The sequence below is a fragment of the Streptomyces sp. NPDC002276 genome (assembly GCF_053891435.1).
Genome location: NZ_JBSFCQ010000011.1, coordinates 13,887 through 28,545, shown reverse-complemented (window position 1 = coordinate 28,545; position 14,659 = coordinate 13,887). Strand labels below are relative to the sequence as shown.

The 14,659-nt window shown below is 69.1% G+C and carries 15 protein-coding genes; 1 reads left to right on the top strand and 14 read right to left on the bottom strand.

The genetic code is table 11. The features are described from left to right. Positions 1-35: 35 nt before the first annotated feature. The 11 genes from ACWIHT_RS26535 to ACWIHT_RS26485 form a co-directional block, all read right to left on the bottom strand. Complete coding sequence (locus ACWIHT_RS26535; protein ID WP_456170761.1) at positions 36-2,900, bottom strand: DEAD/DEAH box helicase; 2,865 nt, start codon at positions 2,898-2,900, stop codon at positions 36-38. A gap of 86 nt (positions 2,901-2,986) precedes the next feature. Beyond that, positions 2,987-3,949 carry a twin-arginine translocase subunit TatC gene (gene tatC, locus ACWIHT_RS26530; protein ID WP_456170759.1) on the bottom strand — a complete coding sequence of 321 codons (963 nt, stop codon included), beginning with the start codon at positions 3,947-3,949 and terminating at the stop codon, positions 2,987-2,989. A gap of 48 nt (positions 3,950-3,997) precedes the next feature. Next, positions 3,998-4,279 carry a Sec-independent protein translocase subunit TatA gene (gene tatA / locus ACWIHT_RS26525; protein ID WP_200715025.1) on the bottom strand — a complete coding sequence of 94 codons (282 nt, stop codon included), beginning with the start codon at positions 4,277-4,279 and terminating at the stop codon, positions 3,998-4,000. Positions 4,280-4,539: 260 nt separating this feature from the next. After that, complete coding sequence (locus tag ACWIHT_RS26520; protein ID WP_399120045.1) at positions 4,540-4,734, bottom strand: hypothetical protein; 195 nt, start codon at positions 4,732-4,734, stop codon at positions 4,540-4,542. A gap of 19 nt (positions 4,735-4,753) precedes the next feature. After that, positions 4,754-5,068, bottom strand: coding sequence for a hypothetical protein (locus tag ACWIHT_RS26515; protein ID WP_456170758.1), 315 nt, complete (start codon positions 5,066-5,068; stop codon positions 4,754-4,756). An 11-nt stretch (positions 5,069-5,079) separates the two neighbouring features. Further along, positions 5,080-6,105, bottom strand: coding sequence for a helix-turn-helix transcriptional regulator (locus ACWIHT_RS26510; RefSeq protein WP_456170756.1), 1,026 nt, complete (start codon positions 6,103-6,105; stop codon positions 5,080-5,082). A gap of 19 nt (positions 6,106-6,124) precedes the next feature. Further along, entirely contained in the window at positions 6,125-7,078 is a 954-nt protein-coding gene (locus ACWIHT_RS26505; protein WP_201049780.1) for a helix-turn-helix transcriptional regulator, read from the bottom strand. Between the two features lie 130 nt (positions 7,079-7,208). Next, positions 7,209-7,580, bottom strand: a complete 372-nt coding sequence (locus ACWIHT_RS26500; RefSeq protein ID WP_456170754.1) for an FKBP-type peptidyl-prolyl cis-trans isomerase — start codon at positions 7,578-7,580, stop codon at positions 7,209-7,211. 93 nt (positions 7,581-7,673) lie between these two features. Beyond that, positions 7,674-8,681, bottom strand: a complete 1,008-nt coding sequence (locus ACWIHT_RS26495; protein WP_456170753.1) for an FKBP-type peptidyl-prolyl cis-trans isomerase — start codon at positions 8,679-8,681, stop codon at positions 7,674-7,676. A gap of 141 nt (positions 8,682-8,822) precedes the next feature. After that, positions 8,823-10,184: a Pup--protein ligase gene (pafA, locus tag ACWIHT_RS26490; protein ID WP_043681683.1), complete on the bottom strand. Its 1,362-nt coding sequence runs from the start codon at positions 10,182-10,184 to the stop codon at positions 8,823-8,825. A gap of 9 nt (positions 10,185-10,193) precedes the next feature. Further along, positions 10,194-11,447, bottom strand: a complete 1,254-nt coding sequence (locus ACWIHT_RS26485) for an MFS transporter (protein ID WP_456170751.1) — start codon at positions 11,445-11,447, stop codon at positions 10,194-10,196. A 105-nt stretch (positions 11,448-11,552) separates the two neighbouring features. Here ACWIHT_RS26485 and ACWIHT_RS26480 point away from each other — a divergent pair, with 105 nt between their 5' ends. Next, positions 11,553-12,569: a LacI family DNA-binding transcriptional regulator gene (locus ACWIHT_RS26480; protein ID WP_456170750.1), complete on the top strand. Its 1,017-nt coding sequence runs from the start codon at positions 11,553-11,555 to the stop codon at positions 12,567-12,569. 80 nt (positions 12,570-12,649) lie between these two features. On the opposite strand, the gene prcA is transcribed toward ACWIHT_RS26480, so the two are convergent. The 3 genes from prcA to ACWIHT_RS26465 all read right to left on the bottom strand — a co-directional run bounded on the left by prcA (position 12,650) and on the right by ACWIHT_RS26465 (position 14,494). Continuing rightward, positions 12,650-13,408, bottom strand: a complete 759-nt coding sequence (gene prcA / locus ACWIHT_RS26475; RefSeq protein ID WP_456170749.1) for a proteasome subunit alpha — start codon at positions 13,406-13,408, stop codon at positions 12,650-12,652. Positions 13,409-13,478: 70 nt separating this feature from the next. Continuing rightward, entirely contained in the window at positions 13,479-14,324 is an 846-nt protein-coding gene (prcB, locus tag ACWIHT_RS26470; RefSeq protein ID WP_200716537.1) for a proteasome subunit beta, read from the bottom strand. Continuing rightward, positions 14,276-14,494, bottom strand: coding sequence for an endonuclease VII domain-containing protein (locus ACWIHT_RS26465; protein WP_450617219.1), 219 nt, complete (start codon positions 14,492-14,494; stop codon positions 14,276-14,278). The genes prcB and ACWIHT_RS26465 overlap by 49 nt, the downstream gene beginning before the upstream one ends. Positions 14,495-14,659: the final 165 nt, after the last annotated feature.

The following is a 14,659-nucleotide window of genomic DNA, read 5'->3' as shown; positions in this document are numbered from 1 at the left end:
GAACTGCGCGCCCAGCCACAACGCACCCGCACCCGTCAGCCCACAGACGAGTAGGCCACAACCCCCCGCAGCAACAGATCAACCGCCTTACGCGCATTCTTCGCCACAGTGGAAGACGCCTCCCCACCAGAAACCGGCGCCGCCGCAGAGATCTGCCCAAGCACATCGATCACCTGCTTGCACCACCGGACAAAGTCCCCGGCCGGCATCTCCACCTCCCGAAGCACCTCGTCCAGCCCCTTCCCACTGGCCCACATGAACGCGGCCCAGGCGAAGCCGAGATCGGGCTCGCGCTGCCCGACCCCCTCGGTCTGAGTGATCCGGAAGTCTTCCTCCAGGGCGTCGAGACGCCCCCAGATCCGCACCATCTCCCCGAGCGCGGCCTTGGCCGCACCGGACGGCACCTTCGGCGTCGTAGCGTCGTCGCTGACCCGCGCCTCGAACACCAACGCCGAGACACACGCGGCGAGTTCGGCGGGGGCGAGCCCCTCCCAGACCCCCTCGCGCAGACATTCGCTGGCGAGCAGGTCGAGTTCGCCGTAGAGCCGGGCCAGCCGCTTGCCGTTCTCGGTGACCTCGTCGCCGCGCAGATAGTCCAGCTCGGTGAGGAGCGCGACGATGCGGTCGAAGGTGCGGGCGATGGTGTTGGTCCGCCCCTCGATGCGCCGCTCCAGCTGCGTGGTGTCCCGCTGGAGCCGGTGGTACCGCTCGGCCCAACGGGCGTGGTCCTCACGGTCGGTGCACCCATGGCACGGATGCGCCCGGATCGCCGTACGCAACTGGGCGATCTCCCGGTCGTCCGCGGCCTGCGAGCGCTGCTTGCGGGCGCGCTCCGGCGGGATGTGCCCGGCCTTGGTGCGCAGCGCGGAGGCCAGGTCCCGACGGGACTGCGGGGAACGGGGGTTGAAGGACTTCGGGATCCGCATCCGGTCCAACGCCTCGACGGGCACCGGGAAGTCCATCGACGCGAGCCGCTTGACCTGTCGTTCGACGGTCAGTACGAGCGGGCGCGGGCCGTCGTGCTGCTCGAAGCCGCGGTGGCCGTTGGACCGTCCGGCGGGCAGGCCCGGGTCCAGCACCAGTGCCAGGCCCGCGTACTTGCCGGTCGGGACGTGGATGACGTCTCCCGGCTTGAGCTTCTCCAGGGCGACGGCGGACTCGGCGCGCCGCTGTGCCACGCCCTGCCGGGCCAACTCGGTCTCGCGGTCCTTGAGCTCGCGACGCAGCCGCATGTAGTCGTCGAAGTCGCCCAAGTGGCAAGTCATGGAGTCCTTGTAGCCCTCCAGGCCCTCTTCGTTGCGCTGCACCTGGCGCGAGATCCCGACGACCGACTTGTCCGCCTGGAACTGCGCGAAGGAGGTCTCAAGGAGTTCGCGCGAGCGGTGGCGCCCGAACTGCTCGACGAGGTTGACCGCCATGTTGTACGACGGCTTGAAGCTGGAGCGCAGCGGATAGGTGCGGGTTCCGGCCAGTCCCGCGAGGTGCTCGGGACTGATCCCGCGCTGCCACAGCACGACCGCGTGACCCTCGACGTCGATGCCGCGCCGACCGGCCCGACCGGTCAACTGGGTGTACTCGCCGGGGGTGATGTCGGCGTGCTGCTCGCCGTTCCACTTGACGAGCTTCTCCAACACCACCGAGCGCGCGGGCATGTTGATGCCGAGCGCGAGGGTCTCCGTGGCGAACACGGCCTTCACGAGGCCGCGCAGGAACAGCTCCTCGACGACCTCCTTGAACGTCGGCAGCATGCCCGCGTGGTGGGCCGCGATGCCGCGCTCCAGGCCTTCCAACCACTCGTAGTACCCGAGGACATGCAGGTCCTCGGACGGAATGGACGCCGTACGCTCCTCGACGAGCGCGCGCACCTTCTCCCGCGCCTCGTCGTCGTTGAGCCGCAGCCCGGCGTACAGACACTGCTGTACGGCGGCCTCGCAGGCGGCGCGGCTGAAGATGAACGTGATGGCGGGCAGCAGGCCTTCGCTGTCCAGCCGCTCAATGACCTCGGGGCGTCCCGGTGTCCACACCCGCGAACGCGATCTGCGCTCGCGCTCCCGGTCGGCCTCGCGCATGGCACGGCCGCGTCTGCGGTCCTGGTAGGACGGGCGCTGCGCCTCCATACGGGCCAGGCGGGTGAGGTCGGGGTTGACGGCCTTCTTGTTGCCCTCGCCCTCCTCGAAGAGGTCGTACATCCGCCGCCCGGCGAGCACGTGCTGGAACAGCGGCACCGGCCGGTGCTCGGAGACGATCACCTCGGTGTCGCCGCGGACGGTGTCGAGCCAGTCGCCGAACTCCTCCGCGTTCGACACCGTCGCCGAGAGGGAGACCAGGGTCACCGACTCCGGGAGGTGGATGATCACCTCTTCCCAGACGGCGCCGCGGAAGCGGTCGGAGAGGTAGTGCACCTCGTCCATGACCACATAGCCGAGGCCGAGGAGGGTCTGCGAACCGGCGTACAGCATGTTCCGCAGGACCTCGGTGGTCATGACGACCACCGGTGCCTCGGAGTTGACGCTGTTGTCGCCGGTGAGCAGGCCGACCTTGTCCGCGCCGTAACGGCGGCACAGGTCGGCGTACTTCTGGTTCGACAGGGCCTTGATGGGGGTCGTGTAGAAGCACTTCTTGCCCTGCTGGAGGGCGAGGTGGACGGCGAACTCGCCGACGATCGTCTTGCCGGAGCCGGTGGGCGCCGCGACCAGCACGCCCTTCCCCGCTTCGAGCGCCTTACAGGCCTCGATCTGGAAGGGGTCGAGACCGAAGTCGTACATCTCGCGGAAGTCCGCGAGCGCGGTGGCCTGCTCGGCTGCCCGCAGGCGGGCTGCCGCGTACCGCTCGGCCGGGGAGAGGTCCTCTGTCATCGTGCTTTCGAGCGTACCGGGCGCCACTGACAACAGGACGATCATTATCCGTTCCCATAGGTCCTCCACACCCGGAGACCGGCCGCCCGCGCTGCGGGAACGGCCGGTCTCGGCGGAGGTCGGGAAGGTGATCAGGTCACGTCGTCATACCCGTTGACCCGGTCCGAACCGGTGCCGCTCGCCTGCTCGGGCAGTGCTGCCCGGCCCGCCGAGACGGCTTCGACGTCGCCGATGTCATCGGGGGTGAGGTCCAGGTCGGAGGCCTCGTCGTCGGCCGGTCCCGACTCGTCGCGGCGGCGCTTGCGCCGGTCGTTGACCAGGGAGAAGAGGACCGCGCCGAAGTACAGCACCCAGATGGGCCCGGCGAGGGCCAGCATCGTGAGCGGGTCGGTGCTGGGGGTGGCGACGGCCGCGAAGACCGTGATGCCGAGGATCATGGCGCGCCACCAGCCGAGCATCCGCTTGCCGGTCAGCGCGCCCGTGAGGTTGAGCATGATCAGCAGCAGCGGCAGCTCGAAGGAGAGGCCGAAGACCAGCACCATGCGCGTGACCAGGTCGAGCAGGTCGTCGAGCGGCAGCAGGTTGTTGACGTCCTTCGGCGTGAAGCCGAGCAGGACCTTCGCGGTGGTGGGCAGCACCCGGTAGGCGAAGTAGGCGCCGGCGAGGAAGAGCGGTACACCGGTGCCGACGAAGCCGAGCGCGTACTTCTTCTCGTTCTTGTGCAGGCCCGGGGCGACGAAGCCCCACAGCTGGTACAGCCAGACCGGGGACGCCAGGACGACGCCGGCCATCAGGGACACCTTCAACGCCAGTGTGAACGGCGTCAGCAGACCGTTGATGGTGATCTGCGCGCACTGGTGGGTCTTGTCGCCGGCCTTCCGCAGTTCCTCGAAGGTCGAGGCGCAACCGACCGAGTCCAGCACCGGCTTGGTGATGATGTTGACGATGTCGTTGTAGAAGAAGGCGGCCACGCAGGTCACCACGATGATGGCGAGCATCGCCTTCGCGAGCCGGTTGCGCAGCTCACGCAGATGGTCCGCGAGGGGCATCCGCCCCTCGGGGTCCTTCTCCTTCTTGCGGGCAGGCTTAGGCAACCCACGTCCTCATCTCGTGCGGCAGGCCGGGGGCGTCCCGGCCCTGCGTCAGCGCTTGGTCGTGTCCGACGGCTCGGTGACGGGGCGCGAGCTGGTCACGTCGCCGGGGGCCGCCTGGATGGTGCGCTGCACGGGCTCGTCGGTGTTCGGCGGGCCGGCGGGAGCGGGGGTGCTGTTGCCCTCTTCCTTCATCGCCTTGGCCTCGCTCTTGAGGATGCGGGCGGACTTGCCGAGGGAGCGGGCCATGTCCGGAAGCTTCTTCGCGCCGAAGAGCAGCACGATGACGACGAGGATGAGAATGATCTCGGGAGCTCCGAGCCTTCCGAACATAAGTCTTTACCTTCTCACCGAGGCGGCTGGGGTGGGGGTGCTGTCCGATGGGTCGGACATCTGTCCGACCTTCGTGCTGCCAGCGATCGTAACGCTCAGGGGTAAACGTCAGGCAATCCCCGTGCGTACTCCCGGTCCGCGCTCCGGGCCTCGTTATCCGGACCGCGATCAGCAGCGTACCCGCCCTGAGCGACAACGTGACAGGGCAAAGTGACGCGAAGCGCATCAGCCGCGCAACTCACACCCCACGCATACGTGACTCACAGTGCGTCGACGGAACGCGCCGTGGAGACGGCCGCTCGCTCCAGGTCCTCGGCCGCCCTGTTGATGCGCTGCGCGGCGGCCGTGACCTGCAGTCCGAGCCGCCGCGCCTCCAGGAAGACCCGGACGGCGAGCACGCCGAGCACGGCGAGACCCAGAAAACCCACAGCTACCGCGACCATCGCCCAGAACATGGGGCGAGCCTAGACCCTGCTACCCGACCGAGGTCAGCCGCAGGGTCCGCACCCCGCCGCCGGTGAGCAGTTCGACGATCCGCTCGCCCGCGGGTTTGCGGACCGCGGCACCGCAGTCGGGGCAGGTGAAGGAGTAGAACGTGGTGCGGCTGGTGGCGCCGATGGCCAGGCGCAGGGCGCTCGCCGCCAGTTCGAAGTTGCCCCGGCAGTCCGGGCAGCCCGCTCTGAACACGACCGGCATCACGTTCTTCATCCCGGCGAACGCGGCGGCCACCGTCATCTCCGGACCACCGGAGACGCCCTTGTCACCGGAGACGCCTGGGACACCAGTCATCGTCGACTCGCTCACAGCCCCTGCTCCTGCCTCTCGTCAACACCTTGCACACCGTCAACCACGCTCTGCGGTCCGTCGTACGCCGCCAGTGCCTCGCGGGCCGCGCGGCGGGCGCTGTCGGCGAGATCGCTCGGGGAGACGATCCGGCCGTCGCGCCCCAGCCGCAGGGCCAGGCGTCGCAGGGACGTCGGGTCGGGGGTGCGCAAGGTAATACGCAGCCCGCCGTCGGGAAGCTCATCGGCACTGTCGTGCGGGTAGTACTCGGCGACCCAGCGCCCACCCGGGCCGACCTCGACGACGACCTCCGGGTCCTCGGCGGCGGGCTGCACCAACGCCTCCGACAGGTCCCGCAGTTCGATCTCGGGCGGCGCGGACGGCTCGTCGAGGATCTTGATCTCGGCGACCCGGTCGAGGCGGAAGGTGCGGCGCGCCTCGGAGCGGCGGCACCAGGCCTCCACGTACGTGTGCCCGACGCTGACCAGCCGGATGGGGTCGATCTCGCGCTCGGACAACTCGTCGCGGGCGGGCGAGTAGTAGCGGATCCACAGCCGACGGCGCTCCGAAATCGCGCGGTCGACATCCGCGAAGACACCGCCCTCCGACTCGAAGGTCACCGAAAGGCGGGCGCTGGCCCCGGCCGCCTCACCGGCCGCCGCCTCCACCTTGGCGTTGGCCCGCAGCAGCGCCTGCCGGTCGCTCTCACGCAGGCCCGGCAGGGTCGACACCGCGCGGGCGGCCACCAGGAGCGCGGTCGCCTCATCGGCGGCGAGCCGCAGCGGTTCGGCGACGTCGTCCGGGTTGTGCCACCAGATGCGGTCGCCGTCGGTGTCGATGTCGAGCAGGTCACCGCCCCGGAAACTGGTCCCGCACATGGGCAGGACGTCGAGGTCGGAGACCAACTCGTCCTCGGTGATCCCGAAGGCGCGCGCGACGTCCTCGACGCGTGCTCCGGGGCGCTCCTTGAGATAGGTCACCAGGGAGAGCATCCGCCGGGTCTGGTCGATGGCGTTGACTGGCCTGACCGGTTTGCCTGCCACAGTTCTCTTCCGCTCCCCCTCAGCCCTTGGCCACGGCACGCAGCCGGTCGACCACGTCGGCCCGCAGCTCGGCGGGCTCCAGGACGACCACGTCCGGCCCGAACTCGACCAGCCAGGCGTCCAGTCCGTGGCCGTACGGAATCTCCAACTCGTCCCAGCCGTCCCCGAGTTCCCGAACCGCCGCGGCTTTCGCCCGCAGGGGGTAACCGGAGCCCGTGCGCAGCCGGATCAGGGCGGAGCGGTCGGCGGTCTCCCCCGCCCAGCTCGCGACGGTCTCGCGCACGGTCACGACATCGGGGATGTCCGCGGTGAACCGCCCGTTGCGCGAGCGCACCTTGCCGGTGATCCGGGAGAGCCGGAAGACCCGCTCGGCGCCCCGGTCCCGGTCCCAGCCGGCGAGGTACCAGTGGCCGCGCCAGCACTCAAGGGCCCACGGCTCGACGCTGCGCGTCTCGGGGCGGGCTGCGGTGGCCTTGCGGTACTCGAACACGACCGGCCGGCGGTCCCGGCAGGCCAGCATCAGCGGCTCGAACGACGCCTCATGCACCGGGATACGGGGCTCCAGGGCGCCGTGCGGCTCGTACGGGTCGAGGTCCTCGGGCATTCCGGCGGCGCGCAGTTTCTGGAGCGCCCCGCTGGCCGCGCCGGCGAGCCGGGCCTGCTGCCACACCTTCGCGGCGAGACCGAGCGCGGCGGCCTCCTCGGCGTCGAGCGTGATGGGCGGGAGGCGGTTGCTGTCACGGCGGGCGAGATAACCGACCTCGCCGTCCAGGTTCTCCACCGTCTCGATGACCAGGCCGAGTTCGCGCAGATCGTCCTTGTCGCGCTCGAACATCCGGTTGAAGGAGTCGTCGCTGCCCGCTTCGAGGTAGGCCTCGATGGATTCCCGCAGCTCACGCTTGCTGAGCGGCCGCCGCGTCCCGAGCAGACACAGCGCGAGGTTCATCAGCCGCTCGGCCTTGGCAATGGCCATCGACGCCCTTCGCCTTCCTCTGTACTTACGAACGATGACCGTACCGCCCCGGGATGGCCTGACAAAAGCCGAAGGCCCATGCCCGAGCAGGCATGGGCCCCAGCTGATCGGGTCCGGTCGGAACCGGTGATCAGACGGCGACGAGGTCGACCACGAAAATCAGGGTCTCGCCCGGCTTGATCGCCGGGGTCGGGCTCTGGTTGCCGTAGGCGAGGTGCGCCGGGATGGTCAGCTGGCGACGGCCGCCGACCTTCATGCCCTGCACGCCCTTGTCCCAGCCCTTGATGACACGGCCGCCACCGAGCGGGAAGCGGAACGGCTCGCCGCGGTTCCAGCTGGCGTCGAACTCCTCGCCGGTGCTGAAGGCCACGCCCACGTAGTGGACGGTGACGTTCTGGCCCGACTTCGCGATCTCGCCGTCACCCTCCCAGAGGTCCTTGATCTCCAGGTCGGCCGGGGGTGCGCCCTCAGGGAAGTCGATCTCGGGCTTCTCGATGCTCACGTCTCTAGCTCCTGCTTGTGTACGACAAGGCAACTCGGACAGTCTCGCATCCCGGCCGCGCCGATGCGTCGGCCAGGCTCTTCACCCGCGGGGCTACATCGCCGCCAGGATGTCGACCGAGAACACCAGGGTGTCGCCCTTCTTGATGGCGCCGCCACTGGGCGGGGTGTCGCCGTAGGCCAGGTCGGCGGGCGCCACGATCAGGACGCGGCTGCCGACCTTCTTGCCGGTGACGCCCTGCGCCAGGCCCTTGACGACCGACTCCATCTGCGAGATCGCGAACTGGCTCAACCGGCCCTGGGAGTACGTCGATTCGAACTGCTTGCCGGTGGACCAGACCACGCCCTCGAACTGGCACAGGATCGTCTGGGACGCCTTGACGACGGCTCCGTCGCCCTCCAGAACGTAGTTCGACACCAGCTTCTTCGGCGGGTCCACCTTCGGGACGGTCACCGAGGGGGCCTTGCCGTCGGTGTTCGTACCGACCTTGGGCAGTGCGCTGTCGGACTGCGCGACGGCCTTGCCCTTGGCGGAGCTCTTGATGTTGAAGGCGTCCTGCACGTCGATCACGAAGACGAGCGTGTCCGTACCCTTGATGCCCGCCTGGCTGTTGCCCGACGTGCCGTACCCCCAGGTCGGCGGGATGGCCATCTCGACGCGGCTGCCGACCTTCCGGCCCGCCAGGCCGTAGCGCCAGCCGTCGATGATGCTGCCCTGGGCGAGCTGGATCACCAACGGGGTCTTGCGGTCGTAGGAGTTGTCGAACACCTTGGCCGTCGACCAGATCTGGCCCAGGTAGTTGACCTGGACGAAGTCGCCCTCCGCGACGGCCTTGCCGCTGCCCGCGATGACCGTCTTGACCGCGAGGTTCTTCGACGGATCGCCGGTGCCCTTGGCGACGGTCGGCTTCTCGTCGAACTTCGTCCCCGCGGTGATCGCCGGCACCGGACCGTCCACGACCTTCGGCGGCGGAGCGGTGGAAGCCGAGGCGGACGGCGACGGCGACGCGCTGGCCTTGCTTGAGGAGGAGTCGCTGTCACCGCACCCCGCGATCGTCACAAGTCCTGCGGGAACAGCGATGAGAAGGGAGCGTCGGCGCACGGTGAAGGCCTCGTATCGGTCGATCTTGTTGATGGCGTGCGCGCAACTCTACGGCGTGGCACGGGCCCCGTACGTGAAACGTACGGGGCCCGTGTGGCGTACCGAATATGTATCCGGACATCGGTATCCGGACGCTTTTGCCTACATTCCGGCGATCAGTTTCTCCACCCGGTCGTCCACGGAACGGAACGGGTCCTTGCACAACACGGTGCGCTGTGCCTGGTCGTTGAGCTTGAGATGGACCCAGTCGACGGTGAAGTCCCGCCGCTGTTCCTGGGCCCTGCGGATGAAGTCGCCGCGCAGCCGTGCCCGAGTGGTCTGCGGCGGAACGGACTTGCCCTCGAAGATCTTCAAGTCGTTGCAGATCCGGGCGGCTTGGCCCTTCCTCTCCAGGAGGTAGTAGAGCCCTCGGCGACGGTGGATGTCGTGGTACGCGAGGTCGATCTGGGCGACCCGCGGGTGGGACATGGTCATGTTGTGCTTGGCCCGGTACCGCTCGATCAGCTGGTACTTCATGACCCAGTCGATCTCGGTGCCGATCCGGTCGAGGTCCTCGGCCTCGATCGCGTCGAGCGTGCGGCCCCACAGTTCGAGGACCTGCTCGACGGTGCCGGTGCGGATGCCGCGGCGGTCCACGAAGTCCACGGCCTTCTCGTAGTACTCGCGCTGCACCTCGATCGCGGAGGCCTCGCGACCGCTGGCCAGACGCACCTTGCGCCGGCCCGTGATGTCGTGGCTCACCTCACGGATCGCCCGGATCGGGTTCTCCAGGGTCAGGTCACGCATCACCGTGCCCGCCTCGATCATGCGCAGCACCAGGTCGGTGGCCCCGACCTTGAGCAGCATGGTCGTCTCGGACATGTTCGAGTCGCCCACGATGACGTGGAGACGGCGGTAGCGCTCGGCGTCCGCGTGCGGTTCGTCGCGGGTGTTGATGATGGGCCGGGAACGCGTCGTGGCCGAGGAGACGCCCTCCCAGATGTGTTCGGCGCGCTGGCTGACGCAGTACACGGCGCCGCGCGGGGTCTGGAGAACCTTGCCCGCGCCGCACAGCAGCTGACGCGTGACCAGGAACGGGATGAGGATGTCCGCGAGCCGGGAGAACTCGCCGTGCCGTGCCACCAGATAGTTCTCGTGGCAGCCGTACGAGTTGCCCGCCGAGTCGGTGTTGTTCTTGAAGAGGTAGACGTCGCCCGCGATTCCTTCCTCGTGCAGGCGTCGTTCGGCGTCCACCAGGAGTCCTTCGAGAATGCGCTCGCCGGCTTTGTCGTGGGTGACCAGTTCGGTCACGTTGTCACATTCGGGGGTCGCGTATTCCGGATGTGAGCCCACGTCGAGATAGAGCCGGGCGCCGTTTCGCAGAAAGACATTGCTGCTGCGGCCCCATGACACGACACGGCGGAAGAGGTACCGAGCCACCTCGTCGGGGGACAGCCGACGCTGTCCCCTGAACGTACACGTGACGCCGTACTCGTTCTCCAGCCCGAAAATGCGGCGGTCCATGAGTGAACATTACGCCCGATCCCCTGTGCTGAAACGGGGTTCGACCGCACGGTTTGGATCATTTTCCGGTGAAGCCGCAACGACCGCACCCCCGGCGGGAGCTGCGAGGACCCGCCCGGTGGCCAGCAGGACCAGCAACGACACCGCCCCGGCGGCCCCCGGCACGGCGAACCCCCACAGGGCTCCACCGGCCTCTACGACCGGCCCCGCGACGCCCGTTCCGACCGACGCGCCCACGGTGAAGGTCGTCACAAGCCAGGAGAAAGCCTCGGTGACCGTCCCTTCAGGGGCATGTCGGTCCACGATGATGAACGCACACGCGAGAGCGGGCGCCAGGAACACCCCGGCGAGCACGGTCAGCAGCACCATGGGGACCGCGCCCGGCATGAGCATCAGCGGCAGGTAACACACCGCCAGCAGCCCCACCAGGACCCGCAGTCGGCGCTCGGGCGTCCCGGTCCACCGCCGCGCCCCGTAGACCGTGCCGCCCAGCAGCGCGCCCAGACCGATGGCCGCCATGAGCCACCCGTACACCACGTCACCGCCGTGCCCGTCCGCGTACGGCACGGAGGCGACCGTGATGGACCCGAGCGCCATCCCGACGAACAGGAAGGCGCCCAGGAGCGCGAGCAGCCCCGGCGAGCGCAGGGCGCCCAGCCAGTGCGCGGCACGCGGAGCCGACCGCCACGCGCGCGAGGGGGGCGACACGATCACGGAGAGGGCGCCCAGCACCCCGATGACGTTCAGCACGAGCAGCGCGACCGGGGCGGACCACAGCGACACGAGGACCGTCACGAGCAACGGCCCCACGGTGAAGAGGATTTCCTGCGCCACGGCGTCCATGGCGTACGCCGTGTGCACCTGCTCCTCCTTGGGCAGCACGGCCGGCCACAGGGCACGCAGACCGCCCTCCAGGGGCGGCGCGAACAGTCCCGCGGCGGCCACGGCGACGTAGGCGAGCGGGAGCGGATCGGTGCCCCAGTGGGCGAAGACGGTCATCCCCAGGGCGGAGAGGACCGCGGCGGGCAGCTGTACGCGCGGCTGCCCGTGGACGTCCACCATGCGGCCGAGGAGGGGCTGCCCGACCGCGTTGGCGATGCCGTAGACGGCCGCGAGTGCCCCGGCGAGGCTGTATGTGCCGCCCTCGGCGCGGATGAACAGCACGATGGCGATCGCGGCGGTGGCGTTCGGCAGTCGGCCGACCAGCGTGCCTATGAGCAGGCGAGTGGCGTGTCTCGCCCTGAGGATCTCCAGATATCCCACGGCTGTGCCCCACCCTCACGTTTTACGTATAACTTCCACTGTCATACGTACCATGTGCCCTGTTCACGAGTCCAGACGAAGTACGGCCGAAGGAGCAGCCCCACGGTGGCACGAGGCAGCACCCGCCCCACGAGCCGCGACGTCGCCCAGGCCGCGGGGGTGTCGCAGGCCTCCGTCTCGCTGGTACTCGGGGACAAATGGCGGGGCCGCGTCTCGGAGACCACCGCCGAACGCGTCCGGGAGGCCGCACGCGACCTGGGCTACCGCCCCAACCTCGCCGCCCGCAATCTCAGGCTGGGACGCACCCGTACCGTCCTCCTGGTCGTCCCCGCGCTGACCACGGAGTTCTTCGCCGGCGTCTACACCGGCGCCGCCCGCGTCGCCGCCGAACACGGCTTCGGCGTGGTCCTCTACCCCTCCCCCGAGGGCATCGGCCCCGCCCGCGACCCCTTCGCCTCCGCCCAGGCCGCCCTGGACGGCGTCATCGCCTCCTCCATGGCCGCCGACGCCCTCACCGCGATCCGCGGCGACCAGCTGCCCCTGGTGATGCTCGACAGCGACCCGGAGGGCAGCCTCGGCGCCGCGACCGTCAACCTGGACATCGCCGACGGCGTCCGCCAGGTCGCCGACCACCTGCTGGCCCTGGGCCACCGCCGCTTCCTCCACCTCGCCGCGGACATCCCGTCCTGGACCTTCGAGGTACGCACGCGTGAACTGGCCGCACGCGTCGGCGAGTTCGAGGGCACCACGATCCGTACGACCCGCGCCCCCATCTCGATCGAGGGCGCCCTGACCGCCGCCGAGGCCGCCCTCTCGGCACCCGGCCCCCGGCCCACCGCCCTGGTCTGCGACGACGACAAACTCGCCGCCGGCGCCTACAAGGCCGCCCGCCGCCTCGGCCTGCGCATCCCGGAGGACCTGTCGATCACCGGCCTGGACGACCTCGCCCTGGCCACCGCCATCGACCCGGAACTCACCACGGTCCGCCTCGACGCCGAACTCTTCGGGGAACACGGCATGCGCGCCCTCCTGGCGGTCCTGGACGGCCGCGTACCGGAAGAGGGAGACATCCCGGTGGAACTGGTCGTACGAGGCTCCACGGCAGCGCCTGGCAGCCCCTGAGGCCCCTCGCAACGCCGTGCGCCCCGGCTGATGACCGACCGGGGCGCACGAAGGGCTGGGAACTCAGTGAACTCGTCGGCTCACTTCTCGGCGTCGTCCTCGCCGTCGCCGTCGTCATCGGACTCCGACGAGGCGCCGGCGCTCTCACCGAGCAGCCGGGACAGCTCGCCGCCGACGATCCGCTTGAACTTGCGGGCCTGCGGGCGGGTACGGTCCAGCACCGCGACCTCCAGGCGCTCGGCGGGGATCTCCCGCTCGCTGCCGTTCGTGTCACGGGACAGGGACTGCACGGCCAGCTTGAGCGCCTCCGCGAGCGTCATGCCGTCACGGTGCCGCTGGTCCAGATAGCTGCTGATCGTCTCCGCGTTGCCACCGACCGCGACCGAGCCGTGCTCGTCCACGATCGAACCGTCGTGCGGCAACCGGTAGATCTGATCGCCGTCGGACGTGTCCCCGACCTCCGCGACGACCAACTCCACCTCGTACGGCTTCTCGGCCGCGCTGGAGAAGATCGTGCCGAGCGTCTGGGCGTAGACGTTGGCGAGACCGCGGGCGGTCACATCCGCGCGGTCGTAGGTGTAACCGCGCATGTCGGCGTAGCGCACGCCGCCGATCCGCAGGTTCTCGTACTCGTTGTACTTTCCGGCTGCCGCGAACCCGATCCGGTCATAGATCTCGCTGAACTTGTGCAGCGCGCGGGACGGGTTCTCGCCGACGAAGACAATGCCGTCGGCGAACTGCAGCACGACCAGGCTGCGGCCACGGGCGATGCCCTTGCGGGCGTACTCCGCCCGGTCGGCCATGGCCTGCTGGGGTGAGACATAGAACGGCGTCGACACCGGTATCCGTCCCTCTCTTTAAAGTTCCGTCGAAGTCACTGGATCACCTTGATGAGAACGGGCCCGCGGTTCAGAGCAGCGCGGCGCGCGGGCCGTCGGGCTGCTGCAGTCGCCGCTCCAGGATCGAGGCGGCGATCTCGGAGGACTCGTCGTCGGTGAGCCGGCGGAAGCCGTCCTCGGTGATCACGGTGACGATCGGGTAGATCCGGCGGGCCACATCGGGACCACCGGTCGCCGAGTCGTCGTCAGCGGCGTCGTAGAGGGCCTGCACCACGAGGGTCGTGGCCTCGGACTCGGTCAGTCCGTCGTGGAAGAGCTTCTTCATGGCGCTGCGGGCGAAGACCGAGCCGGAGCCGGTGGCCGCGTAGCCGTGCTCCTGGGAACGGCCGCCCGTCACGTCGTAGGAGAAGATGCGGCCGATGCCGCGGTCCACGTCGAAACCGGCGAAGAGCGGGACCACGGCGAGGCCCTGCATGGCCATGCCGAGGTTGGAACGGATCATGGTGGACAGTCGGTTCGCCTTGCCCTCCAGGGAGAGTTGGGCGCCTTCGACCTTCTCGAAGTGCTCCAGCTCCAGCTGGAAGAGCCTGACCATCTCGACGGCGAGGCCGGCGGTGCCGGCGATACCGACGGCCGAGTACTCGTCCGCCGGGAAGACCTTCTCGATGTCCCGCTGTGCGATGACATTGCCCATGGTGGCCCGTCGGTCACCGGCGAGCACCACGCCACCGGGGAACGTGACGGCGACGATGGTCGTGCCGTGCGGGGCCTCGACGACGCCCTGGGTGGGCGGCAGTTGCCGGTTGCCCGGCAGCATCCCCGGCTGGTGGTCGGAGAGGAAGTCCATGAAGGACGACGACCCAGGCGTCAGGAAGGCAGCTGGTAGACGCCCGGTGCTACGAGTGTTGGCTTCCACGCGTTTCCTTCCAGGTAGTCGGCAGCTCGGTACGCAGCTGCGGGGTCATCCCTCAACAGGCCGATGCCGGAATTGCAGTTGAAGCACAGTACGCCTCGGACCCTACCCGTCTTATGGCAGTGATCCACATGAACCGCAGGAGCTTTCAAACAGATCGCGCAGAGCCCCATTTGAGAGGCGATCATCTCGTCCCGCTCGGCCAAGGTGATGCCGTACTTGCGCTTGAAGGAACTTCGCTGGTTCCGGTCAGCCCGGCACGCCCCGCAGTAGCTCACATAGCCATCTGACGTCGTCGCGTTGAGTTCCCACTCCGAGTGGGGCGTGATCTCCCCGCA